This is a genomic window from Hymenobacter pini (genome assembly GCF_020421205.1).
GTDB lineage: Bacteria > Bacteroidota > Bacteroidia > Cytophagales > Hymenobacteraceae > Hymenobacter > Hymenobacter pini.
This window is the reverse complement of the sequence record NZ_JAIZZH010000001.1, coordinates 1,412,006-1,436,145: the sequence shown is the minus strand read 5'-3', so window position 1 is coordinate 1,436,145 and position 24,140 is coordinate 1,412,006. Positions and strand designations below refer to the sequence as shown.

Below are 24,140 nucleotides of genomic sequence, written 5' to 3'. Positions count from 1 at the left end.
AGTACCGTTCTGGCAACTGGCAACGCACAACCGGAAACTCATTTAATTCGCAGGCTCCGACCCGGCCGTAACACGCCAACATTGCCATTGAGGCGGCGAAGTTGGGCCTGCGACACGCCGTATTTATCGGCAATTTCCGACAGCGTATCACCGCTTCGGATTTTGTGGGTGACTACCCGCCGGGCCTGGGTGGGCCGGCCGCTACTGCTGCGGCTGCTACTACCGCCCCCACTGCCCGCGCCCGGCACGCTGCCGCCCCGGTACCGCAGCGACTTGCTGTAGTAGGCAAACAGACTGGAGGTAATCTGGAAGTTATCCTTGATGAGCCGGTAATCCGGAAAGTCATACATCCGCTCCGGGTCGATGGGGTTACCCTCGTAGCGCACCTCAAAGTGCAAGTGCGAGCCGCTGCTGCGGCCCGTGCTGCCCCCGCGGCCAATCAGCTCCCCAGCTTTAACAAACGTGCCCGGTGTTACCAGCGCCTTCTGCAAGTGGCCGTACAGAGTCTCAATACCATTGTAGTGGCGCACCAAGATGTAGTTGCCGTAGCCCGAGCCGTCCCATTTCACAATGCGCACCACCCCGTCGAAAGCGGCCTTCACTGAGTCGCCGGTTTCCAGGTCCAGGTCCACGCCATAGTGCCAGCGGTACCCCCGGAACCCGAAGTCGGAGGTCATGGGCGTTTTGGTCAGCGGCATCTTGGCGTAGCGCTGCTTCTCAGGCTCGGTTAGGCGCAGATTCAGCGTATCCTTGATGCGGCGGCCGTCTACCCGGTAGGGGTTGATGTTATGCGTGTCCCAGATGGCGTAGTAACCCGCCACCTTAATCCAGGAAGAGTCAATCTGCACCTGCTCCGACACCTCCACAATCTCCTGCCCGCCTTCGTTCAGCGTGCTGGTATCCTCGCTCACAATAGAGAGCTTCTTGGCGGGGTTGAAGAAGATGGATTTGGCCGCATCGGAGTTTTCCTCGGGCAACTCCTCGGTTTCGATGAGGATAGTAGTATCGGGCCGCACGTAGCGGATGGTGGGCGACTTAATGCGGAAAAAGTCCTTCCGCTTGCCGGCCGAGCCGGCTTTGGCCTTGGGCTCGGGTGTTTTGCGCCGCTGGGCCTGCAGCTGGCCGGGCAAGCCAATAAACAGCCCGATCAGTAGCAGCGGCAGCAGCCAATGTTTCACAAAATGCAGCAAGAGCGAAAATTTAATGGGTGAGTGAGCGGATGAGTGAATGAGTGAATGAGTGAGTTGGCAGCATGAACGCACTTCCCAGTCGGTAAAGTGTAGTTTGATGGCCAACTCACTCATTCACTCACTCATTCATTCACCGTTAATGGTCTCCCAGCGCGGCCAGGTACCGCTCGGCGTCGAGGGCCGCCATGCAACCCGAGCCAGCGGCCGTTACGGCTTGGCGGTAGGTGAAGTCCTGCACGTCGCCGCAGGCAAACACGCCGTCCACGTTGGTTTTGGCAGTACCGGGCAGAGTTTTCAGGTAGCCCTGCTCGTCGTGGTGCAGGTAGGGCTGGAAGATTTTAGAGTTCGGCTCGTGCCCGATAGCCACGAAAAACCCTTCAATGGCAATGTCGCGGGTGGTGCCATCTACCACGTTCTTGAGGCGGGCACCGGTTACGGCATGTTCACCCAGAATTTCGTCGGTCACGGTGTTCCAGAGCACCTCAATTTTGGGGTTATCCAGCACACGCTTCTGCATGATTTTGGAGGCGCGCATCTCCCCTTTCCGCACAATCATGTACACCTTGGAGCACAGGTTAGCCAGGTACGTAGCCTCCTCAGCGGCCGTATCACCAGCCCCTACAATGGCCACTTCTTTGCCCCGGTAGAAAAACCCGTCGCACACGGCGCAGGCCGATACGCCCGAGCCGTTCAGGCGTTGCTCCGAAGGCAGGCCCAGCCATTTGGCCGATGCGCCGGTGGCAATAATCACAGTGTCAGCCGTCAGCTCCAGGTGTTCGTCAATCGTCACCCGGTGCGGATGGCCCGAAAAATCAACCGCCGTGGCAATGCCGTAGCGGATGTCCGTGCCGAAGCGAGCGGCCTGTTTTTTCAGGTCTTCCATCATCTCCGGGCCCATAATGCCATCAGGGTAGCCGGGGAAATTTTCTACATCATTGGTAATCGTGAGCTGTCCGCCGGGCTGTAGCCCCTGGTACATGACGGGCTTGAGGTTAGCCCGCGCGGCGTAAATAGCAGCGGTATAACCCGCCGGGCCGGAGCCGATAATCAAACACTTGATGTGTTCTGGGGTGGTGGTTGCCATGAGAAATTAGGTAACGCCGGACTTTCTCGGCGCCATAAAGTGTGAAGTTGGGGTGCAAAAGTACACGCGGCCCGCATAATCTGCCGGCCTCAGTACACGTTGCTGCAAAACTGAGCCAAACGTGTTGACTGGTCACTTTGTCTGAAAGATCGACAAAGCTGGACAATCCAAAGGCACCGTTCCATACTGCAACAAAAAACCCCAACCAACGGTCAGGGTTTTTTGCTGTGGGGTAGAAAAGCTTACCCCAGGTAGGGTTTCAGCGCTTTGCTGCGGGAGGTGTGACGCAGGCGGCGGATAGCCTTTTCCTTGATCTGACGAACCCGCTCGCGGGTGAGGTTGAACTTCTCCCCGATTTCTTCCAGCGTGAGCGAATGTTCCCCGTTCAGGCCAAAGTACAGCGTGATTACGTCGGCTTCACGCTTGGTGAGCGTGCTCAGGGCGCGCTGCACTTCCTTGCGGAGCGAGTCGTTCATCAGGCCGGTGTCAGGGCTTTCCTCGTCCTCGTTTTCGAGCACGTCGAGCAGACGGTTTTCCTCGCCTTGCACGAAGGGAGCATCCACCGATACGTGGCGGCCCGAAATCTTCAGGGTGTCCACTACCTCAGAAGTTGTCAGTTCCAGCACTTCGGCAATTTCCTCGGGCGAAGGCTCCCGCTCAAACTTCTGCTCCAGTTCCGAGAACGACTTGCTGATTTTGTTCAGCGAGCCAACCCGGTTCAGGGGCAGACGCACGATGCGCGACTGCTCGGCCAAGGCCTGCAGGATGGACTGACGAATCCACCATACGGCGTAGGAAATGAATTTAAAGCCCCGGGTTTCGTCGAAACGCTTGGCCGCCTTAATCAGACCGAGGTTACCCTCGTTGATCAGGTCGCCCAGGCTTAGGCCCTGGTTCTGGTATTGCTTGGCTACCGACACCACGAAGCGGAGGTTAGCCTTGGTCAGTTTTTCCAGCGCTTGCTGGTCACCTTCCTTGATGCGTTGCGCCAGCGTTACCTCCTCATCGGGGGTCAGCAGATCCACCTTACCAATCTCCTGGAGGTATTTATCCAGCGACTGGCTTTCGCGGTTGGTGATCTGCTTGCTGATTTTTAACTGTCTCATTGCGGGCGCGTGAGAATGGAGTTATGGTTGCTTATCGTCGTCTTTGTCCGCTATACGGACGGATACCCTAACGCGGGTACCGGTATTGCCAGTGTGCAACACAGCGGTACCCGCGAAAGTTCGGGGAGTGCTTACTTAGCTGCGCCGTTTGAGTCGGCCGCCCGCTCCGGCTTAGGCAGCAACACCTTGCGCGAGAGGCGGTATTTGCCGGTTTTCTTGTCGATATCCAGCAGTTTCACGTCGATTTCCTGCCCAACTTCCAGCACACCTTCCAGCGAGGCCAGCCGCTCGTGGGCTACCTCCGAAATGTGCAACAGGCCGTCTTTGCCCGGCATGATTTCCACGAAAGCACCGTAGGGCTGAATCGAGCGAACCTTGCCTTTGTAGGTCTCGCCCACTTCCGGCACGGCGGCAATGGCGCGGATGCGGCCGATGGCAGCTTCCATGTCTTCCTGGTTGGAAGCGAAGATGCTTACGTGGCCTTTTTCGTCCTTCTCCTCGATGATAACCGTGGCGTTGGTATCCTTCTGGATCTGCTGAATCACCTTGCCGCCGGGCCCGATTACCGCACCGATAAACTCCTTGTCGATGAGCATCTTGTGCGAGCGGGGCGTGTGAGGCTTCAGGTCGGCAGCCGGGGTAGCAATGGTCTTGGCCATTTCGCCCAGGATGTGCAGGCGACCTTCGCGGGCCTGGTGCAGCGCCTGCGTCAGGATTTCCTTCGACAGACCCTGGATTTTAATGTCCATCTGGCACGCCACAATACCTTTCTCGGTACCGGTTACCTTGAAGTCCATGTCGCCGAGATGGTCCTCGTCACCCAGGATGTCCGACAGTACGGCGTACTCGCCGGTGTCTTTGTCCTGCACAAGACCCATAGCAATACCCGATACGGCCGACTTCAGCTTGATACCGGCATCCATCAGAGCCATCGACGAGGCACACACCGTGGCCATCGACGACGAACCGTTCGATTCCAGGATGTCCGACACTACGCGGATGGTGTAGGGGTTCTCGTCTTCCGAAGGCAGCACTTTCTTGATGGAGCGCATGGCTAGGTTGCCGTGGCCTACCTCCCGACGGCCGGGGCCGCGGTTGGGCTTCACCTCACCGGTCGAGAAAGCCGGGAAATTGTAGTGCAGCATGAACTTGTTGTAGCCCGACACCATAGCCGAGTCCACAATCTGCTCGTCGAGCTTGGTACCCAGGGCTACCGAGGTCAGCGACTGGGTTTCGCCGCGGGTGAACAGGGCCGAGCCGTGCGCACCAGGCAGGTAGTTTACCTCGCTCCAGATGGGGCGGATTTCCGTCAGCTGACGACCATCGAGGCGGGTGCGCTCCTTGATCATCATGTCGCGGATGGCCTTCTTCTCGGCCGATGAGTAGTAACGACCGAACATTTTCATGTCCAGTTCGGGCTGCTCTTCCAGCAGCTTCTCGATCAGCGACTTTTTCACGGCACCGAACGCCTCTTTGCGGCCCGACTTGCTGGTGTTGCCCGACTTGGCAATTTCGTAGGCCTGCTGGTACACGCCTTCCTGTACGCGCTTCTTCAGGTCGTCGTTCTCGTCGTACTTGGGGTACTCGCGCTTGGTGTGCGACTTCTCCACTTCAGCGGCCAGTTCCAGCTGCACGCGAATTTGTTCTTTGATGGCTTCGTGGGCGAAGTAGATGGCTTCTACCATTTCTTCCTCGCTCACTTCGTTCATCTCGCCTTCCACCATAGCCACCGAGTCGATGGTAGCACCCACGATAAGGTCGATGTCGGCACGCTCAATGTCGGCCGTTTTGGGGTTGATCTGCAGCTTGCCGTCGATGCGGGCTACGCGTACTTCCGATACAGGACCAGCAAACGGAATGTCGGAAATCGACAGGGCAGCCGAGGCGGCCAAAGCAGCCAGCGCGTCGGGCTGTACATCTTTATCGGCCGAAATCAGCGACACCATCACCTGCACTTCGTAGTGGAAGTCCTTGGGGAACATGGGACGCAGCAAACGGTCGATCAGGCGGGATACCAGCACTTCGGAATCCGACAGGCGGCCTTCGCGGCGCTGGAACGAGCCGGGAATTTTGCCGGCACCACCGAATTTCTCTTGGTAGTCAACCGACAGGGGCAGGAAATCCACGTCGGGGCGCGAGCTGGGCTGCGACACGACCGTAGCCAGCAGCATGGCGTCGCCCATGCGCACGACTACCGAACCGTCGGCGAATTTGGCCAGCTTGCCGGTTTCAATGGAAATCTGCCGCCCGTCGGGCAGCGTAATGTGTTTGGTAACCGCGGTGTAATTGGGCATCTTCTAGGATTGCTTGAAAAAGCGTGCAGCGGGCGAGCAGCCGTAAAACCAGCACCGGCAGTGGCAACTGATTTGCTCTGGGGAATTTGGGTTGTTTCCGGGGGGTAAACAACGAAACCGGCAGAATAATGCGGCCGGCTTCGGACAAAAAAAGAGCAGGGAACTTCCCATTGGAGGAAAGCTCCCTGCTTGCGGACCGTGGGCTTACTTACGAATGCCCAGTTCCTTGATGATGGCGCGGTAGCGGTTGATTTCGCGGTGCTGGAGGTAGTCCAGCATGCGGCGGCGCTTACCAACGAGTTTGAGCAGACCCAGGCGGGTCGAGTAGTCCTTCTTGTTCACTTTCAGGTGCTCGGTCAGGTGAGCAATGCGGTGGGTGAACAGGGCAATTTGCGACTCGGCCGAACCGGTGTCATTAGCGGACTTCTGCAGGCTGTTTTTTTCGAAAATAGCCTGTTTTGCTTCAGTGGTGAGTTGCATCGGCAGATAGGTTTCCCCGTCTTAGATTAAAAAATGAAAAAAGAAAAAGCCACCCCGCATTTCGGGGTGGCCGCAAAGGTATGGGTTTATTATCAACAATGCGCCATTCTACGTGCATTCTGCGCACCTACTAAGCTGATTTTTTGTAGCCGCGCAGGGGCCAGCGTAGCCAGTTGGGCACAAACCGATTCCAATCCACTTCCAGAATACCCGAATCGTGGCGTGCTTGGTACAAGAAAAACAGTCCAATAGGCAGCAGTACCGCCCCCGACATCCACATTCCTGCGCCCACGGGCATCACCATCTCCCGGCCGTATTTCTCACCCATGATGGAGATGACGTAGTAGATAATGAAAAACACGATGGATACCAGAATGGGCACCCCAATACCGCCTTTCTTAATGATGGCCCCCAACGGCGCCCCAATCAGGAACATGAGCAGAATGGCCGCCGACTGCGTGTATTTGCGGAAGGTTTCAATGCGGTAGTTAGCTGTTTCCTTGGCCAAGTTGTTCAGCCGCTCCGCCGAGGTACCCAGGAACGAGTGCACGTTACGGGCCCGGTTGGCGGCCTGCTGGGCAATGTTCTGGCTCACGGGCCGCAGCTCCGCCTCGGGCACCCGCCAGCCTTCTACTCGCTGAATGGCCGTGCGGCCGGCCGTATCTAGGCGCAGGAAGGTGTAGTATGGATTTAGCTGCGGAATTAACTGCCGCCGCTCCAGCAGCACCCGGTTGTGCAACGAATCGGTATAGCTCGCTAGTTGACCCAGGTCCAGCATCATTTTATTGGTCTTGAACAGATCCTCCTTCGTACGGTCCAGCCCAAAGGAAGCCAAGGAAAGCGTAATCAGGTTTCGGTCGAAATTTTGGCGAATGTAGCTGGCTCCGGCCCCACCCTGAGCACTGGGCTGCTCTACATAGGTGCGGCCGTGGAACAGCTCCAAGCCCAGATACTGCCCATTGAAGCGCGTGTACATCCGCCCGGAATCAGCCAGGATAACAGCGCTGCCACCCCGGTTTTGGGTGTGGTCGTAAATCATCACGCCTTTCAGGATATCCCCGTTTTCGCCCAGCTTCTTGTTCACCTTGATGGTATAGCCCGGAATACCGTTGTAGAACACGCCTTCCCGGATGTCCAGCGCCAGTTTCTGCTGCCGTACATCCCACAGCAGGCTGTATGCTTTCAGATTGGCCATCGGCACAATCGTGTTATTAAACCAGAATGCGCCGCCCGCTAGAAACAGGCTAAACAGCATAACGGGGCGCAGAATCCGCGTGAGCGATATACCAGCCGTTTTGATGGCCGTCAGCTCGTGGTGCTCGCCCAGTGAGCCGTAGGTCATCAATGACGACAGCAGCACCGCCAGCGGCAGCGAAATAGGTACGATGAGCACGCTGAAATAGAAAAGTAGCTGCGCAATAACAGAGAAGCCCAGGTCCTTCCCTACCAGATCGTCCATGTACTTCATCATGAACTGCATCAGGAAGATGAACTCCACCACCGCAAAGGTGAGCAGAAACGGCCCCGCGAAGGCCTTAAGAATAAGCTTATCTAATTTTTTCATACGAAGTACCGCCAGTTGCCCTGGCCGGTCAGGCAGGGTTCTAAACGTAAAGGAGCAAACAGGAAACGAAGATACGGTTCGTTTCGTGCCTGCTCCTTTCCGGAAGAGTGCCTGGGTGGATTAGCCGCCTACTTGCTCACGCAGGTTCTGGATGAGGCTGTCCCACATTTCCTGCAGCTCAACAGTGTCGGCTTCTTCTGAGTAGTCCACTACGCGCAGATACACCTCCTGCGTAAGTTGAGATTCCTCCACGAGGAAATCCAGGTAATTGGCATCGGCGGTATGGCGCTTGTTTTCATCGAGGAACACAAACCGTACGGAGCGGTTGGTGCGGTGCGAGGCCATTTCGGCGTAGTGCGGCTGGTTATCCCAGATGAAGTTGTACAGGTGCCCGCCTTCAATTTTTACATCCTGACAAAACCAATGAGAGAGTCCCGAAGCCGAGGCCAAGTATGGATACAGGATTTTTGGGGAAGCATTTATGGGGTATTCAACCGTAAACCGATGTTTGAGGCGAGTGGCAGAAAGGGGCATAAGCAGAACAGAGTAAAGAATTTAGGGCGGTGGCCTGATTGGTGAAAGTGGCCCGGCAGCCAATATACGCGGGTTTTTTTTTGCACAACACTTGCATTACGTTAAATCTTGTTCTTACATTTGCACCACCAAAACAGGGCGGGGTAGCTCAGTTGGTTAGAGCACAGGATTCATAACCCTGAGGTCACGAGTTCAACTCTCGTCCCCGCTACATACAAAAACGGCTTTTCCAGAACGGAGAAGCCGTTTTTTTGTGCTTGTTACTTTTTTATCACAAAATTATCACAGCCCCATGTACGCCCCTGAGTACGAACCCCGCCTGTTCGATGCCGAGGGCGACCTGTCCAAGCGGTGGTATATTGACTACCGAATCTGGGATACTGATAAACAAGCCTTCGTGCGCAAGCAGTACACGGGCATGAACAAGTACACCACCCTGCGCGAGCGGCGGCGGGTGTGCAAGGAGAAGCTGGCCGAGATTCGGCAGCTGCTGGAGGAAGGCTACACGGCCGGCAAGACCCCGGCCGTTACCCTGGGCATTGACCCGAAAAAGGCGACCGTGCAGCAGGCCGTGGAATGGGTGGTAGAGCGTAAGGCCGCGGCCGGCGTGGGCACGGAGTTCTACAACGTGGCCCTGCGCCGCATCCGCGAGTATGCGCCCTTTGCGTCCCTCCCGCTCAAGTTTCTCTCGCTGGCGCACATCACCAGCTTCCTGGACCAGCAGAGCAAGCGCGGCATTACGGCCAAAACCTATAATAACTACCGCAACAGCCTCAACGCCTCCTTTAATTACCTGGTCAAGCAGGAAATCCTGACCCGCAACCCCTGCGCGCCCACCGAGCTGCGCAAGGTGGAAGCCTCCCCTATTCATGTTCCCTACACGGAGGTCGAGCGGCAGGCTATCACCGCCGAGATTCTACGGCGGGGCGATGAGCAGCTACTCCTATATATAAGCTTCATCTACTACGGCTTTATTCGCAGTGGCAGTGAGCTGCGTTTGCTGCGCGTGCGCGACATCAAGCCGCGCACGGTGCTCGTGCCAGCGGCCCGGGCCAAGAACAGCAAGGCCGAGCACGTGGCCATCGTGCGCCAGCTCGAGGCCTTGATCGAAAAAGCGGGCCTGCGCTCCTACCCGCCCAATGCCTACGTGTTTACCAAGACGCACCAGCCGGGGCCAGAGCCCGTGGGAAAAAACTGGTTTGCCAAGCGGCACCGTAAGGTATTGGCCGCCGTGGGCCTGAACGATGGGGAACACACTGTCTATGGCTATAAGCACACTGGTGCTATCAACCTGTACTTGGCCACGCACGATATTGAGCTGGTGCGGCGGCACTGCCGACACGCCCACGCCGGCATCACGGCAACCTATCTGCGCAAGCTAGGGATGTTCGATGATGATGAGCAGCTGGCCAAAATGCCGGACTTTTAACAGCCTGCTTGGGGTGCGTCCCCAACAGGTAGCACCAGAACCGGTGCAGAAGTTACGCTCCCTGCAGTGGCATTTTACTGTTTCCCCGTTTCCCCAAAACAGAACGCCCCGCTACGGTTGGAAGCGGGGCGTTCTGTTTACTGAAGGCTTACAAAAGCTATCCTTTACGATAGCTGCACCCAGCGGCGGTTGCCGTACTTCACTCGGCGCGGGCCGGACACATCCCGAAAATGGGTGCGAATGAAGCTACTATCCGGGCGGGCCGAAAAGGCAATCGGGTTTGCCTCCTGCTTCAAAGTAAGCGAGTCCTGGCCAGTTGGCCTACCTCGGTGCTCCGAGACGGACTGCATGTCAGCAGTTTCAACAGTAGAGGAAAGTGGCGTTGTGCTGGCCATGAACAGGCTGAGCAGACCACCGGCGGCAAGTAAGATGCGCTTCATAATGCAAAAGTGAGGTTTGGGGTAGCAGAAGAACCCAAACCTCACTTTTTATAAGCCAGAAGCGAAGGACAGAAAAAAGCCTTTATACACTTAGTCTTTACTTCTCGAAAAATGAGCTTCCAAATACTCTATTGCTTTCCTAACGCTGAGATAAGCGTTAACAGCCTGCTGCTTATTAATTATATGAGTATTACCATGAACGATATCGTTTCTTAGTTGAATGGCATTCTTTTTTAAATCTATTGCCTCCGTTTTATCAATAAAACTCTCTCCGATAACATTAGGTATTATGTTTTCGAGAATCAAGCTTATCGGCAGTGGGTGCCTTTTACCATCCGCATCATTAAACGACATCATTTTATCATACTTACCCTTACCCATTCCTCTTTCAGTGCGATAATGATAGACAAGCTTAGGATGTATCCAAGTTTCAAACATAACTGCGCTATCAACAACAGCTAATCGCCACTCCCCTCGATCTAGTCTTCCTCTTATTTCTAAATCCAACACTTTTACTATATCTAAATTTTCATTGTCAATAAGTGATGCCCTTAACAGCGCATCTGCTTCCGAAGATACTTTTTGAGAAGCAAATTCAAGTATTGGCACGGGTAATATGGCCAGCTCCTTGATAATATCATTTAAACTATCGTACCATCTTATGATAACATTTCTAAATACATTCTTAGTAATATTATTTATAAAATATACATCATTAATAAATTTATATTTTTCAATGAATTTATTAATAACAATCTCGGATAATGCGAGATATACATCACCGTTAGCATCATTTACAAAATCCTTTTTTTGATTATAAATTGAATATTTAGGGTTTGTATTAATTACGTCATGATCGAAAATCTGAGATTCAAGCAGAGTCTTGATGTTATCTAAATCATTGTAATTCAATCGCATCAAAACAGTTGAAAAAGCGATATTTCCTACAGAATCACCTAACGGAAAGCCAATATAGACAGGGTCACTTTGTTGATTAATTCTATATAAGAATGATAATCCAACAATAACATTATCAGTAATTCTCACACGATACCAGTCACTAAGTTGTGTTGGCAAGTAAACACCATATTTGACGTTATCCTTTGACAAACCACTTACATCAATTATGGCTATTCTTGATGGTTCGAGTTCTGCAAGATCATATTCTAGCGGCTGATGACTAGATTCTTTTCTTGGTTTTTCACCTCTGTCACGTGCCTCAACATACTCTTGTAGCTGACTGTCGGTAAATCCATCATTCACAGCTATTAAAAAGGGCAGATCAAATGACACATCAACATATCTAGTGTTTTGGCTAACATACTTTGGATCAGCCATACCTTTTCTTACTTTTTCGGGTATCATAGAGTTATCTTGTTACAGTTGTGAAACATTAATGAATCTTCAATTTTCCAATTAAATGATTGAATTGCTTACAATTCGCTTATACCTCTTTACAGTGCTTTCGCTGATGCCCGTTACCTCTACAATCTGGTGAACTGAGAGCCCCGCTGCAAGGGAAGTCTTCACTTTCTTCAGCTTCTCCTCATCAACGCCAGCCGGGCGGCCCATGTGCTTACCCTGGGCCTTGGCCAACTCAATGCCAGCGGTGCGCCGCTCCCCATTGCTCTCCCGCTCAAACTGGGCCAGCGAAGCGAAAACGGCCAGCACCAGGCGACCGGCCGGCGTGTTAGTGTCGATGCCGAGGTCGAGCGAGACGAAGCGCACCCCGCGCTCATTGAAGTCATTTACCAACTGCATTACGTGGGCGGCATTGCGGCCGAGGCGCGAGAGGCGGTTCACCGTCACGGTGTCGCCGGCCCGGAGCACGCCGAGCAGCTTATTCAGTTCGGGCCGGCTGGTGCTGGCACCTGATACTTTCTCCTGGAAGATGCGGTCGGCCCCGGCATCGGTAAGCTCCTTTAGTTGGGTATCGAGGTTCTGATCCTTCGACGACACCCGGGCATAGCCAAAATTCATCCTGACAGGTCAAAAAGGTTGGTTCATAAAGTTACCTATCTGGCCCTACTTTTTGGCCCCTTACCGGAAATAAATCCGGTCGGTCAAGTTGGGGGCCGGATAGGTCCACCTTTTTGGCCCTATCGGATGCCTCCACCATTCTGGGTTTTCTCCACTACCTCCAGCCCGCGCTTCGTCTTCACCAGGTCGAGTGAGACTTCCAGATTGCGGGCCCAGTGCTCCACTCCTTCCAGCCGACCATCCAGCTGGCCCAACACACGCACCAACTGGGCCATCAAGTCCCCTATTGAATCACTGCCTCCACTGCTCACCGCCGAGGTGCCAGGCACCGTGGAGCCACCGGCGGCGAAGGCATTGCCCCGGCTGGCAATCTGGGCTTCCAGGAAACCCATCAGGTCGGCCTGCTTCGGGTCCGAATACAGCCAGTTAGGAATTACCAGCTCCGGCCCGGCCTCGCCAATCAGGCCGATGGTGGCCTTGCCCACCGGGCCGCCGCCGGCGAAGCTACCTCCGCTGGCCCCGCTGAGCAGGCCGGCCAGCTGGCCCACGCCAAATACCTCGCCCGGCCGCATCGTGTTACCACCCGATTTGAAGGCGGCAATCTTAATGCCGGCGGCCACGCCCCGGGCAATGGCAAAGCCGTTCTGGATGGCCAGCTGCGTGGCCACCAGGGCTGAGCCACCCGGCACGGCGTTGAGCGGGTTGCGGGCCGCGTTCAGGGCGTTGGCCTGCGTTTCGGCAATCACGCCCATGCCCACCTCGGCCAGCTCCGCGCCCTTGCGCAGCATCTTGAACAGCTGGTAGGCCGCGGATTTCTTGTTCAGGTTGTCTTCTACCAGCGCCAGCCCCTCCTTCAGCAGCCCGGCCCCGGCCTGCGCCAGCCGCGTCTCAAACAGGCGCAGGTCTTCCTTCTGCTCCTTCTCCTTCTTGATGCGGGCCGCCTCATTGAGCAGAATCTGCGCGTTCAGGCGCTTATACTCGACAGACTCCTCCCCCTTCATTTGCTTGACCAAGGCCAGCTGGTTTTCCATCGACACACGCTTGAGCTCATACAGCGCATCCTGGTACGCCTGCTCGGCCAGCAGGCCGTTGGTGAAGGCCAGCTCCAGTTGGGCGGCCTGCTGCTCCTCGTCGGCCTGCTCCTGCTCCACCTGCCGGGCCAGGTCTTCCTGTTTCAGCTTTTGCTCATCCTCTTTCTGCTTCTGACGCACGGCGGCAATGCGCTCCTGGCGCTGCTGCTCCAGCAGTTCCCACTGGGCCATGATCTGCTCATCGTCGCCCTGCAGAGCGGCCATCTTCCGGTCGGTCTGCAGGCTGATTTCCTGAATTTCCCGCTCGTACTTATTCTTCACGGCGGCCACGCGCAGGTCTTCCAGGCTCTGCTGGGCCGTGAGCTGCGCCTTCTCAGCATCCTCGCGGGCCTTCTTGAGTTCGGCCAGGTGCTTCTTCTGCTCGGCCAGCTCCTTATCGTGGGCCTTTTTGCGGGCCGCTTCCCGCTCCTTCTCGGCCTTCTCATCATCCTGGCGTGAGGAACCGCCCGTTTTCACGTCCGATGGCACCGGGGGCTTGCCCTCCTTGGTCTTATCGGCGGCCAGCGCCGCCAGCTGCTGGTTCTTGCCCTCGGCAATGGACTTGTTGAAGGCCGTGGTATAGGCGTCGGCCGCATCCTTGCCCGCCGTGGCAAACGCCTGCCGGGCCCCGGAGAAGTCCCGATCCTTGAGCATGGTAAACACCTTGCCCACCGTCACGGCCCACGAGCCCAGATAGCTGATGCTGCCCATCACGGCCGCCCGCAATTGCTCCATACCATTGATGAAGCCGGTGATGCCGTTGTAGACGTAGGCCTTGGTGATGGCCCACAGGTTTTCCAGCTGGGTACCCGATCCGGCAAAGCTCAGCGTGAGGTCTTCCTCAGCCTGTGCCAGCAGCTTGTTGGCCGCCAGCTGCTCCTGCTGCATCTGGGTGTACATATTGGTGCGGTCAATCAGGCTGTCGATGCCGTCGCCTACCTTGTACAAGGACTGCAGGTAGGTAGTGCCGGCATCCTCGCCCGGGCCCCCGAACACGTCGGCTACTACCGTCTGGAGCTTGCTGGCCGGCACCGTGGTGTCGTTCATGGCCGCGCTGACTTCGCGCAGGGCCTGCACCACCGTCATCTTGCCGGAGTTGATGCCGGCGAAGATGCGGTTGGTGAAGTCCTGACCAAACGCGCCGTCCAGTGCGTCGCGGGTGGCCGTGGTTTGCTCCCGGATACGCAGGCCGAACTCCTTCACGGTATCGGCTCCCTTGTCCGAAAATACCCCGCCCAGCTCGGCCTGGGTCACGCTGGTGATGAACTCCTCGGCCGAAGCCCCGGCCGCCTTGTACTGCACGGCGTACTCCTTGATGTTGTCCAAAAACTCGCCCGACCGGTTAGCCCCGGCCAGGTAGCCCTTCTCGATCAGGTCGAAGGCCTGCTCGTGGCTCACGCCCATCTGCTTGGCCAGCACGTCGGCCGCTTTGAGCACGTCGCCGTACTCGTCGCCGAAGGTTTTCGACAGGGCCCGCACGCGCACGGTAAGCCCATCCAAGGCCTCGCCTTGGGCCCCAGTGGCCGTGGTCACTGCCGACTTCACCTCGTCCACCTCATTGACCAGGCCGACGAAGGCCTGCACCATCTCCCAGATTTTCTCAATGGCCAGCAAGGGCAGCAGCGCCGCCATGGCCGCCTGGAAGCCGGCCTTCATCAGCCCGCTGGCTGAGGTGATGCCGTCGAGTCCCAGCTTAGCCAGCCAGGTGGATTTCTCGGTTCCCTTGATGGACTTGTCCACTTCGTCCATCCGGCCCTTCACCTCCTGCAATTCCTTGCTTTTCTTGATGAATTCGGCCGTACCGGGCGTCAGGTCCTTGATGTCCTTCTCCAACTGCTTTGCCGCGGCATCCATCTCGTTGTAGGTAGCCGACACCTTCTTGCCGTTGACGACGATGCGCACGGCCTCGGCGTTAGCCGCGGCCTGCTCGGCCGCCAGCTCCTCGGTGGTTTTCACCAGCGTGCGGGCCGCCGTATTGGCTTCCTTATACCGCTGGCTCATTTCGGCATAGTCCCGCTGCAGCTTTTCGCGGCCTGGGTCATCCTGGCTCATCTTATCGAGCTGGGCCTTCATTACGGCCGCGGCGGCCCCCATCTCCTTGATGGATGCGGTGGCTTGCTGGCCTTTGAGAATTATCTCGACGGTTCTGGTATCCGTATTGCCTGCCATTACGACTTCACTTATAAGGTAATTTCTATGGTTCCCGCCGTGGCCGCGTCCTGGGCCAAGGCAATCATCGTGTCGCCGTAAAACTCGCTGAGCAGCGTGCTCAGGCGGAAAGTCTGCCGGCCCATTTCCTTGCTGTACCATTGGCGCTTTTTGCGCGAGTAGCGGTAGAGCTGGCCTTTTTCATCCCGGATGCGGGTGTAGGCACTGTTGCTTTTGCGCACGCCGGCACCCATACCACGGCCCACGCCCATGTCGGCAAACTTGCCATAGAGGGCGTAGGCAATGGAGAGCTTCTGCACGTCCCCGTCGGATGCCGCTACCAGGTGGCCCTTGATGCTGTCGAGCAGCTCGCCGGTATCCTTCACTTTCAGCCGGATGATCTGCTCCCGCAGGTTGGAGAGGGTGATTTCGAGCCACCGCTCCACCGTCATTTGCTGGGTCGCTGCCATCAGTGCGCCGTCTGGTGGTAGGTAAAGCGGGCCTCGCCAATGGTGTCGTCGCCGCCCAGCTGCACGCTGATCCGCTCCCAGAGAAAGTGCAGCTCCTGCACCCGATCCTTCCGGGCCGGATCAAGGGAAAGGAACTCGGCCAGCGTGAGCGGCACCACCCGCTCCTCCTGGCGGGCGTTCAGGCGGAAAGCCAGCCAGTCCTTGTGCCACTGCTCGTACAGGCCGTCCGGGCCGTCCCAGCTCAGCGCGTACTGGCCCACCGTCAGGCCGCCGTAGTTCACGGTGCCGGCGCTGCCCAGCGGGTAGAGCTGGCCCTGGCTGTCGGGCTGCAGGCCCCGGTAAAAGAGCAGCCGCAGCTGCCCCACCCGGTTGTCCTGCATATCGAAGTCCTTGCGGTCGGAGCCCCCGGCCTGCTCGGCCGCTGGCACCAGCCAGCTCCGGCCGGGCTTTACGGGGTCGGCCTCGCGCACCATCCGGAGTGTATCGAGGGCGGGCCGGATGACCTCCTTGCCATTGCCGAGGCGCACCTCCGGCCAGCTGAAGTTTTTGAGCAGGTCGTCGCCGCTGTCCACCGTGAAGCCCAGCGTGAAGCCCTCCACCTCGGTGGCCACGTCGCGCCAGCCGGCCCGCACTTTCCGCTCCAGATACACCGGATCGGTGATGATGTCGCGCAGGGGCCGGATGGTCAGCTCCTTGCGCACGGGGTTGAACAGGTAGCCCAGCGCGAAGGTCTGCTGCAGCAGAATCAGCAAATCAGCCACCCGGATGTCGGGTAGCAGGCCGGCCAGCGCCACCTCGGCCACGTTGCCCAGCCCCTCCACCGTATCCAGGCTGCGGGTACTATACACCACCAGCTGCCGAATCTCCGGATCAACTACCCAGCTGCCGGCCACCGAGTAGCCGAACTGGCCCAGTACCCGGCTGAGCAGCGGCACCACCTTCAGAAACGGGGTGTAGGTGGTGCGCAGCTTGTCGGTGTTGAGGGGGAAGGCCCCGTCGTAGTAGTTGGCCACCTTACCCCAGTCGGGCGCTTTCTCTTTCGGGTAGAACGTGCTGTTGCGTACTGGAAAGAGCACGTAATCGTCGGTTTCCACCTGCAGCTGCACCGGCACCGTGCCCAGCGCCAGGCCGGGTAAGCTCTGCCCTTCGATGCGGGTGGCCAGCGCGTCCGAATCGGCCTCGAACTGGTACTGGTACTCGTTTTTGGCGCTGTCGTAATGCTGGTAGCGCAGCAGGCCGCGCCGCCAGAGCGAGCCGCCCAGATAGCAGTCGGCCGGGATGGGCGGCACCGGCCCTGTCTGGCGGGCCCGCACGGCGGGAAACTGCAGCAGGCGGCGGTTGCGGGGCGTATCCTGAAAGCCGGTCGGATAGGATTTGGTCCCCGGCACGGCATCGGTTTCAAACAGGGGGCTGCGGATTTCCAGCCCCAGGGTGGCGTTGTAGTCCAGCCACTCCTCGTGTACGCGGAAGCCAATCATTCGCTCGGAGCATCGACAGGTGGCACAATGGGCGGCGTTTCGATGGGCGTGCTCTGCACCGGCAGGCGCAGGCGCGGGGTGTAGTGGCGCTGGCGGGGCAGCTCGAAGTCGAAGGGCAGCAGCCGCCGGGTTTCATCCTCGTCGTAGGGCGTGAACGTGCGGTCCTTGACGGTGCCGGCCTGCAGCCTCTCGCCGTCGTAGAGCACCACCCGGGGCGAGAGCATGAAGTCCTGATCGGCCTGCAGCTGCTCCCGGCTGCGGGGGCCGGCGTACACCTTCAGCGTGGGCAGCCCGGTTTTGCGGTCCACCTGCACGTCGCCCCGCTCGGCATCGTAGCCGGCCACGCGCACCAGCTGCGAGCTGGTGGTTTTGGTGGCCAGCTGCACGTCGGAGCGGCCGAACGCCGGCAGCGTGTTGACCCCGCCCAGCGAGTTGCCGTACAGAAAGTAGCGGGGCGTGTGCTGGTAGCGGCCGTCCAGCTCGTAGGTGCGCACCTCCGAGACGGGCGAGCCATCCTGATCCGAGGCCCACACCTCCCACCGCAGCACGCGCACGGCGCTCAGCTCAAAGCGGCCCAGGTCCAGGGCCGCAAACGAGCAGGGCAGGATATACACCTCGTGCCGGCGCACGTCGTCGTAGCGGCCCAGCGCAAACGCCGGGCTGCTGCCATCGGAGAGGTACACGCGCACCTGGCGCACCACGGAAGTGGTATCGGCCGGCACGAGCAGGTAGAGCCATTCGGGCTGCTCCCGAGTCACGCGCTTACGCAGGGGCTCCCACGTCAGGAAGGGCTTCTGCACGTCCTGAAAGCCGTTGAACCACGTGCCGCGGGCCGCTTCCTCAAACGAGAGCCCGCCGTGCACCAAATAGCTCAGCTCGGAAGTGATGCCGGCGCTCAGCTCGCCGTCCACCCGCTCCTGGTAGCTCAGGTAAAACCGGCAGAAGTTGCGGCGGGCCTGCACGATATCAGGCACCAGCCCGCCGGCTACGGCCGGAAACTGGCAGTCCACGAAGGGCTCCAGTAGCTCCTGCACCTCGAAGACGGTGCGGCCGTCCCGGTCGGCGGGCTGCTCCTGGGGCTGGCCGGCCAGCTCGAAATGGCCGCTCAGGTACTCCCGCTCCACGTGCACGGAGCACACGAAGCTCAGGTTGGGCTTGGTGGTGGGGTCGTCCCGGTAGTCGTCGCCGGCATCGAGGCGCAGCTCAATCGGGTCGTGGCTGAAGAAAAAGCGGTTCTGCTCCACCGAGGCCGATATCTGGGCCCCGCAGCCCAGACTATCCTTGACAACGCAGGTGTAGATACCTGCAGCCAGGTTGGGGCGCACGGCCGTGCGGATGCCATCGTTCCAGAGGTAGGTATAGGGCCCCACCCCGCCGCTGGGGAATACCGATAGCCCGCCGTTTTCCTTACGAATGTCGAGCACAATCTGCGTGTTCTGGCCCACGCGCACCGTCACAGTGGTGTTGGCTCCGCTGGCATCGGTGACGGTGACCGAGTACTGGCCGGCCCGTATACCGAAGCGGTTCTTCTCGGTGCTGCCGTCGTTCCAGAGGTAGGTATACTGGCCGGTGGAGCCGTTGCGCACTCTGAGCAGGATGGTACCGGTGGCCGAGCCCCAGCACGTGGCCAGCGTGACGGCGGGCTCCACGATGACGGTCTGAGCCGTAGCCAGCCGGCTCACCTCCCGGAAGCGGGGGTAGTCGTTACCGGGTGTACCGAAGCCCCCATCGACGAGCGGCTGGAAGTCCAGGGCGGCATCGTAGTAGCGGGCCGTGAGGCTGACCTGCCCCTTGTACATGCCGGTGGAGTCCACCGAGGGGTCGTCCACGTAGCCGTCGCCATCGGCGTCTTCCGGTGTGGTGTCCCGCACCAGCGTAGAGGCCAGCTGGTACTTGTCAGCCAGGCCCAGCCGGGTCAGCTCCTGCTCGATAGCATAGCGCAGGGAGTTGGCCGTGCTCAGCAGCGGGTTTTCCGCCGCGTTGGGCTGCGTGTAGACCGTGTATTCGCGCGTGGCAACGGTGTAGCCGTAGCGGGCCGTGAAAGTGCGGTAGGCCCCGCCCAGCCAGAGCTGAATCTGCTGGCCGTCACCGGGGAAAACGTGCTGAAAAGTGAGGGATGCGTACCGTTCGCCGGCCATCTTAGTCGAGGTGGAATGCGTCCGGGTTGAAGGCCAGGGCCTTGGTCGCGGGCTGGGTGAATTTGAAGGTGAACTGGGCCCCGTAGTGGTTGTCGGCCACCGGGCCGATGAAGTCGAGTTGCATGTTGGAGCGGTCAATGAAGCGGCCTTGCCGGCGGGCTTCCGGACTGCGAAAGGCTTTCAGCACGAAGGCCATCACCTCGTGAGCAATGCGCTCGGTGCGCTCCAGCACCTGGTCGCGGTGGGCATCGTTACCGACTTTGGCATGTTCCAGAATGATAAAGGAGCCGTGCCGGTGCGTGAGCGTCTTATCGTCGCCCGAATCCTCGTAGTCGCCCTCGTAGCTGATGCACACCAGCGAGGGGCCGGGCTTCAGCGTGTTTTTGAGCTTCGTAAAGAAGGGCGTCCAGCTGATGGCTTTCTGCACCGGGTCGGCCGAGAGCACGAGCTTGACGAAGTGGCACTCGGTGGGCCGGTGGCCAATTTCTTTGTGCCGGGAAGCGGCCTCCTCAAACAGGGCCGTATACTCCAGATTGGCGAACATAGCGTTAGGTGGATTGCTGGGCCTCCTTGGCCCGGTCGTAGTTTTCCAGCACGCGCTGCATCTCGCGCATGACGTTGTGCAGGCGCTGCTGGGCCGTGGCGTCGATGCGGTGCACGCCGTCGGCCAGGCCGTGCAGCACGGCCTGCCAGCCGCTGAGCGCCGCCTTCCGGTTGGTGTCGCCCTCGAACACGCGGGCATAACGCCGCTCCAGCTCCCGCCGGCAACCGCGGTAGTAGAGCAGCACGGCAAACTTGACGTAGTGCGGCACCCGGGCCACGTGGCGGGCGCGCGCCGCCAGCAGGTGCTCGTTGAAGTCCTCGCGCCGGTCGCCGCCGTAGCTTACGGCCAGCGGGTTGTAGTCCCGGCGCTGGGGCCGGTAGAGCACGGCCACCAGCTTGTCCAGCGCGGCTTCCTCGGTGGTCTGCAGGTAGCGCAGGAAGTAGGTGTCGGCGAAGATGAACTCCGAAAAGCTCAGGTTCCGGAACGAGTCGGCCGGGCCGTAGAGGGTGGGCGCGAAAAAGGCTTGTCGCCAGCTGCGCACCGGCAGGCGGGGCAGCAGCTGCGCAGTGAGCGGGCGGCCTTGGTCAGGCTCCAACAGGAAGCGGTAGAAGGGCTTCAGCTCCAGCACCTGCACGTGGTTGATCTTGCGGAGTACGCGGGCGGGCACCTGCAGCAGCACGCCCAGCATCGCCCGGTGCAGCAGGGCCCGCAGGTTGAAGTCCTTGCCGTAAATGCGGCACACCTGCAGCAGCTGCTCGCCGGTCAGCTCATTCCATGTGCGGGCCATCTTGCGGTGCCGGCGGCCGATTTGTACGTCGTGCATAAGGGTGTATCGTTGAGAACAGCCCGAAATTCCACTAGCTAGTGCCAAAAGCGAAGGACACAAAAAAGCCCCCAACCATGTGGCCGGGGGCATCAATACTTTTTATGAAGTATTACTTAGAAATCAGCGTTACCTAACCAGTGTACACCTACTGCTTTCAGCAATGAGGTCAAAGTATCGGTATTGTCAAAATTGACTACTCGCAAGGTATTTCCCACAAAGACAGCAGCATAATGCCCATCTGCAATATTTTCACCGGGTAGGTTATGAACAACAAATGGAATTCCGTGTGCCATGTTCGTTTTCACCACTTCAGGCAACAGTTCCAGCACATCATTCAAAGCTTGGTCATACTCTTTCTGACGAAAGACTACTTCACCCTTTGCTTCACGAAGGGACTTTTCAAACGGAGCAGCAACCTCAATGTCTTCGTACGACATATAGTTACCAGTCATAGGTAATTTTGGAAGAGAAGCATTCATTCCATTCACCTTCCGAATTGCAAAATGCAGTTGCTTTTCAGTAGTGATGAAGTGACGGAACTTGTTAACAAAATCTTGGTGAGAGACAGACATAAAAAGGAGTTAAAATGAAATACTGTTGCCTGTTCTACAAGAAGTCTACCACTATACCGCATTTAAGCTACATCTGCCAGAACGTCACTTATTAATTCGACACGTTGTGCTTCAACCAGCGCCGACATACAAGAAAGCCAGCAGCAAAGCCTACCACGGCCACCACGGCAAACGTGCCGAAGCCCGGACCTCTGTTCTCGACGACTGCGTGGCCACCATTCGCGCCCTCACTGGCATTGCGGCCGGTGTTGTCGGTTTTGGTGGTACTGGCCGTGTTGCCTGGGGCCGTTTGGATGATGAACGTGTTCTTCTTGCCCACGTCCTGCAGCACCACTAGGCCACCAGCTCGGGCCGGCTCGGTGGGCACCGGTAGCCCGGCCTGGGCCAGCCGGGTGGAGTCCACGCGCCGCTCGAAGCCAGCAGTGAACGGAAGCCGCTCCGAAGCGCAGCTGGCCAGCAGGCAGCCAAGAAGGGCAAAATAGATAGCGAGACGGAGCATCAGATGCGACGGTTGGGCTTGAAGTGTTTGGTGGGCGTGTTGGCCGCCCCGTAGCGCGAAACGTGGCCGGCCACGGTGGGCGGGCAGACGCGGCAGCTGGTGGCCAGCAGCAGGCCGGCCAGTGCCAGAAGTAGGCGGCCTATCATTTCAGGAACAAGGCAAATTCCCGGAGCCGGCGGGCTTCAATGGCCGCATTCGGTTTGCCGTTCACATTGCGCCAGATACGGAAGGCGTTCTTCAGGTAGGCCGCATCCCGGTTGGCGTTGGCCGTGGCGTTGATGTATGTGAGCAGGCTGGACTTCTGCAGCGCCCCGGCTCCCAGATTGAAGGCAAAGCTCACCAGCGCATTGAACTGGTTCTGGGTGAGCGGCACCGTTACCAGGCTGTTCACAGCGGCTTCAAACCGTTGCAGATCGTAGGTGAGCAGCTGCTGGCTTCGCTCCCGGGTAATAGTCTGGCCGGCTTTTACATCAGGGCCGGTGTGGCCCACGCCGATGGTGAGCACGCCGGCCGAGCAGCGGTAGGCAGTCAGCACTTCGCCCTCCTCCTTCGTGATGAAGGCGCGGCCGGCGGCATCGGTTTTCATGGATACACTCATAATGGATCGGGGGTGATGGCGGCCGGTTCAGCCGCCGGGTTAAGGGATTCGGGTAGTGATGGCGCTGGTGCTGCCGGCAGCTGGCCGGTTTCTTCCCAGTCGGCTAGGCGCTTGCGCAGGAAGGCCGGGAACGGCAGGCCGCTGAAGCCCAGCCCCCGCAGGTTTTCGTCGATTGACTTCACTTCGGCCCAGAGTACGGCCAGGTACATCACGGCCTTGAAATGCGGCACCAGCATATTCAGAATGCTGTTTTTCTGGCCGTCCACCGTGAACTCGCAGAGCACGTGCACCATGATCAGCACGGCCCCGTACTGGATGAACTTCTCGAACATGCCGCGGAACTGGCGGCTGTGGTGCCGGCGGCGCTTCATGCTCAGCCACACGCCCAGGGCGGTATCCACCACGAAGACCACCAGCAGGTAGCCGATGAAATTCCAGTCGGCAAACACGTACTTCTGGAAGGCCGAGCCACTGCGCTGCAGCAGCTCGGTGAGTTGGATCAGTAAGGTCACGGCGGATTAGATGGCGCCGAACATCGGCGCGGTGGATTCGGTCAGGTAGGATTGGCCGCTCAGCGGGGCCTCGTAGGCCGAGGAGCCGAAATAGGTCGCATAGCGGTCGGCCGAGGCCGTTTCGTTCAGGTGCTTGCGCATGCGGCGCAGGTAGCGGGCCCCGTCGTCCACGGCCTGCTCCTGCTTCATATCCAGCAGGCGCTGCAGGCCCGGGTCGGATTCCTTGCTGTTGGCGTTGTCGGGCCGGTACACATTCAGCTCCAGCGCCTGGCCGTTCAGCGAGAAGCCCAGCTCCCCAATGGCCTGGGCCATCGTCAGGTGGGCCAGCGCCGGGCGCAGGTACTTCTCCACCAGGGCGGCATTCTCCGGCGTGAGCTGCTCGTCGGCCAGCTGCTGCTTCAGCTCGTCGAAGAACGGGGAACCCAGCGCCGGCTCCAGGGCGAAGCTCTCGGTTTTGCGCACCAGCGAGGCCAGCGACAGGAAGGTGGTGCGGGCGTTGTTGATGTTGTAGTGCTGCGAAAACTCAGTGGCCGTGCTAATGAACAGCTCACGGTGCTGGCGGGCGGCTTCCGAGCTTTGCCAGGTCGGAAACTCGGACTCGTTGCGCTGCAGGAAGGCCAGCACCTTTTCCAGCCCGTTGAAGCCCTTGCGCGAGAAATTGACCTTCAGATCGTTGATCTGCCACTGGAAGGCGGTTTTCTGGGTGGTGTCGCTGATGATCTGCACGCCGACCCCGCTGATCTGCACCTGGGCAATGTCCAGGTAGCTCACCATCGTGAGGTTGGCCAGGGGCGACTGCAGCAGCTGCAGCAGCTTCTTAGCCGGGGTATTCAGCTGCTCGATGCCCTCCTCTACCTGTTCCCGAAACTGCTGATAGAACTCGTCCCCCAGCATGGGCCGGATGTGCTCGTCCTCCACCAGCAGCAGGTCGGCCTGCAGGGCCGTGTAGGTGTCCTCGTCGGCCGTGCTGTTGAGCGTGACGTGGGCGCGGAATTGGTCGATGTCCTGAATCAAAGCCATGCTTGACGGAGTTGTGAGCGGATGGCTCGGATTTGCTGTTGAACTTGATTGTACTGGGCCTGCAGCTGGGTGCGGCGCGGGTCAGAGGCCGGCAGGGCCTGGAGTTCCACTAGTAGGGTGCGGCCCTGCAGCTGCAGGGCGTTGTAGGAGAGGTCGGGCATGGG

The 24,140-nt window shown here is 58.7% G+C and carries 24 protein-coding genes and 1 tRNA gene; 2 read left to right on the top strand and 23 right to left on the bottom strand.

Features of this window, described 5'->3' with window-relative positions; genetic code table 11:
* Positions 1 to 38: 38 nt before the first annotated feature.
* The 7 genes from LF252_RS06155 to LF252_RS06125 form a co-directional block, all read right to left on the bottom strand.
* Complete coding sequence (locus LF252_RS06155) at positions 39 to 1,178, bottom strand: peptidoglycan DD-metalloendopeptidase family protein (RefSeq protein ID WP_226268671.1); 1,140 nt, start codon at positions 1,176 to 1,178, stop codon at positions 39 to 41.
* 148 nt (positions 1,179 to 1,326) lie between these two features.
* Positions 1,327 to 2,274: a thioredoxin-disulfide reductase gene (trxB, locus tag LF252_RS06150; RefSeq protein ID WP_226268670.1), complete on the bottom strand. Its 948-nt coding sequence runs from the start codon at positions 2,272 to 2,274 to the stop codon at positions 1,327 to 1,329.
* A 242-nt stretch (positions 2,275 to 2,516) separates the two neighbouring features.
* Entirely contained in the window at positions 2,517 to 3,380 is an 864-nt protein-coding gene (locus tag LF252_RS06145) for a sigma-70 family RNA polymerase sigma factor (RefSeq protein ID WP_022823752.1), read from the bottom strand.
* A gap of 131 nt (positions 3,381 to 3,511) precedes the next feature.
* Complete coding sequence (gene pnp / locus LF252_RS06140) at positions 3,512 to 5,674, bottom strand: polyribonucleotide nucleotidyltransferase (RefSeq protein ID WP_226268669.1); 2,163 nt, start codon at positions 5,672 to 5,674, stop codon at positions 3,512 to 3,514.
* Between the two features lie 204 nt (positions 5,675 to 5,878).
* Complete coding sequence (gene rpsO / locus LF252_RS06135) at positions 5,879 to 6,154, bottom strand: 30S ribosomal protein S15 (protein ID WP_226268668.1); 276 nt, start codon at positions 6,152 to 6,154, stop codon at positions 5,879 to 5,881.
* Between the two features lie 130 nt (positions 6,155 to 6,284).
* Positions 6,285 to 7,718, bottom strand: coding sequence for an LptF/LptG family permease (locus tag LF252_RS06130; RefSeq protein WP_226268667.1), 1,434 nt, complete (start codon positions 7,716 to 7,718; stop codon positions 6,285 to 6,287).
* A gap of 120 nt (positions 7,719 to 7,838) precedes the next feature.
* Positions 7,839 to 8,252 carry an START-like domain-containing protein gene (locus LF252_RS06125; RefSeq protein ID WP_226268666.1) on the bottom strand — a complete coding sequence of 138 codons (414 nt, stop codon included), beginning with the start codon at positions 8,250 to 8,252 and terminating at the stop codon, positions 7,839 to 7,841.
* 137 nt (positions 8,253 to 8,389) lie between these two features.
* Between LF252_RS06125 and LF252_RS06120 the strand changes: the two genes are divergently transcribed.
* Both LF252_RS06120 and LF252_RS06115 read left to right on the top strand, forming a co-directional pair.
* Positions 8,390 to 8,463, top strand: a tRNA-Met gene (locus LF252_RS06120).
* 81 nt (positions 8,464 to 8,544) lie between these two features.
* Positions 8,545 to 9,681 (top strand): tyrosine-type recombinase/integrase, encoded by a 1,137-nt coding sequence (locus LF252_RS06115; protein ID WP_226268665.1) that lies wholly within the window; start codon positions 8,545 to 8,547, stop codon positions 9,679 to 9,681.
* Between the two features lie 164 nt (positions 9,682 to 9,845).
* Here the strand turns inward: LF252_RS06115 and LF252_RS06110 are convergent, their stop codons facing one another.
* From LF252_RS06110 to LF252_RS06035, 16 genes are all read right to left on the bottom strand, one after another.
* Complete coding sequence (locus tag LF252_RS06110) at positions 9,846 to 10,121, bottom strand: hypothetical protein (RefSeq protein WP_226268664.1); 276 nt, start codon at positions 10,119 to 10,121, stop codon at positions 9,846 to 9,848.
* Positions 10,122 to 10,211: 90 nt separating this feature from the next.
* On the bottom strand, positions 10,212 to 11,486 hold the full coding sequence (locus LF252_RS06105) for a hypothetical protein (RefSeq protein WP_226268663.1): 1,275 nt from the start codon (positions 11,484 to 11,486) through the stop codon (positions 10,212 to 10,214).
* A gap of 51 nt (positions 11,487 to 11,537) precedes the next feature.
* Positions 11,538 to 12,101: a recombinase family protein gene (locus LF252_RS06100; RefSeq protein WP_226268662.1), complete on the bottom strand. Its 564-nt coding sequence runs from the start codon at positions 12,099 to 12,101 to the stop codon at positions 11,538 to 11,540.
* A gap of 119 nt (positions 12,102 to 12,220) precedes the next feature.
* Entirely contained in the window at positions 12,221 to 15,340 is a 3,120-nt protein-coding gene (locus LF252_RS06095) for a phage tail tape measure protein (protein ID WP_226268661.1), read from the bottom strand.
* A gap of 11 nt (positions 15,341 to 15,351) precedes the next feature.
* Entirely contained in the window at positions 15,352 to 15,789 is a 438-nt protein-coding gene (locus tag LF252_RS06090) for a hypothetical protein (RefSeq protein WP_226268660.1), read from the bottom strand.
* Positions 15,789 to 17,267 carry a hypothetical protein gene (locus tag LF252_RS06085; protein WP_226268659.1) on the bottom strand — a complete coding sequence of 493 codons (1,479 nt, stop codon included), beginning with the start codon at positions 17,265 to 17,267 and terminating at the stop codon, positions 15,789 to 15,791. Before LF252_RS06085 ends, LF252_RS06090 begins: the two co-directional genes overlap by 1 nt.
* On the bottom strand, positions 17,264 to 19,405 hold the full coding sequence (locus LF252_RS06080; protein WP_226268658.1) for a SprB repeat-containing protein: 2,142 nt from the start codon (positions 19,403 to 19,405) through the stop codon (positions 17,264 to 17,266). The genes LF252_RS06085 and LF252_RS06080 overlap by 4 nt, the downstream gene beginning before the upstream one ends.
* Before the next feature lies 1 nt (position 19,406).
* On the bottom strand, positions 19,407 to 19,949 hold the full coding sequence (locus LF252_RS06075) for a hypothetical protein (protein ID WP_226268657.1): 543 nt from the start codon (positions 19,947 to 19,949) through the stop codon (positions 19,407 to 19,409).
* 4 nt (positions 19,950 to 19,953) lie between these two features.
* Positions 19,954 to 20,772 (bottom strand): hypothetical protein, encoded by an 819-nt coding sequence (locus LF252_RS06070; protein WP_226268656.1) that lies wholly within the window; start codon positions 20,770 to 20,772, stop codon positions 19,954 to 19,956.
* Between the two features lie 116 nt (positions 20,773 to 20,888).
* Positions 20,889 to 21,347, bottom strand: coding sequence for a hypothetical protein (locus LF252_RS06065; protein WP_226268655.1), 459 nt, complete (start codon positions 21,345 to 21,347; stop codon positions 20,889 to 20,891).
* A gap of 91 nt (positions 21,348 to 21,438) precedes the next feature.
* The gene (locus LF252_RS06060; RefSeq protein ID WP_226268654.1) at positions 21,439 to 21,846 is read right to left on the bottom strand and encodes a hypothetical protein; all 408 of its coding nucleotides are present in this window, start codon (positions 21,844 to 21,846) and stop codon (positions 21,439 to 21,441) included.
* Complete coding sequence (locus tag LF252_RS06055; RefSeq protein ID WP_226268653.1) at positions 21,846 to 21,992, bottom strand: hypothetical protein; 147 nt, start codon at positions 21,990 to 21,992, stop codon at positions 21,846 to 21,848. Before LF252_RS06055 ends, LF252_RS06060 begins: the two co-directional genes overlap by 1 nt.
* Positions 21,989 to 22,444 carry a lysozyme gene (locus LF252_RS06050; RefSeq protein ID WP_226268652.1) on the bottom strand — a complete coding sequence of 152 codons (456 nt, stop codon included), beginning with the start codon at positions 22,442 to 22,444 and terminating at the stop codon, positions 21,989 to 21,991. The genes LF252_RS06055 and LF252_RS06050 overlap by 4 nt, the downstream gene beginning before the upstream one ends.
* Complete coding sequence (locus LF252_RS06045) at positions 22,441 to 22,956, bottom strand: phage holin family protein (RefSeq protein WP_226268651.1); 516 nt, start codon at positions 22,954 to 22,956, stop codon at positions 22,441 to 22,443. The genes LF252_RS06050 and LF252_RS06045 overlap by 4 nt, the downstream gene beginning before the upstream one ends.
* A gap of 6 nt (positions 22,957 to 22,962) precedes the next feature.
* On the bottom strand, positions 22,963 to 23,976 hold the full coding sequence (locus tag LF252_RS06040) for a DUF6712 family protein (RefSeq protein ID WP_226268650.1): 1,014 nt from the start codon (positions 23,974 to 23,976) through the stop codon (positions 22,963 to 22,965).
* A complete protein-coding gene (locus LF252_RS06035) occupies positions 23,967 to 24,137 on the bottom strand; it encodes a hypothetical protein (RefSeq protein ID WP_226268649.1) in 171 nt (56 codons plus the stop codon). Before LF252_RS06035 ends, LF252_RS06040 begins: the two co-directional genes overlap by 10 nt.
* Positions 24,138 to 24,140: the final 3 nt, after the last annotated feature.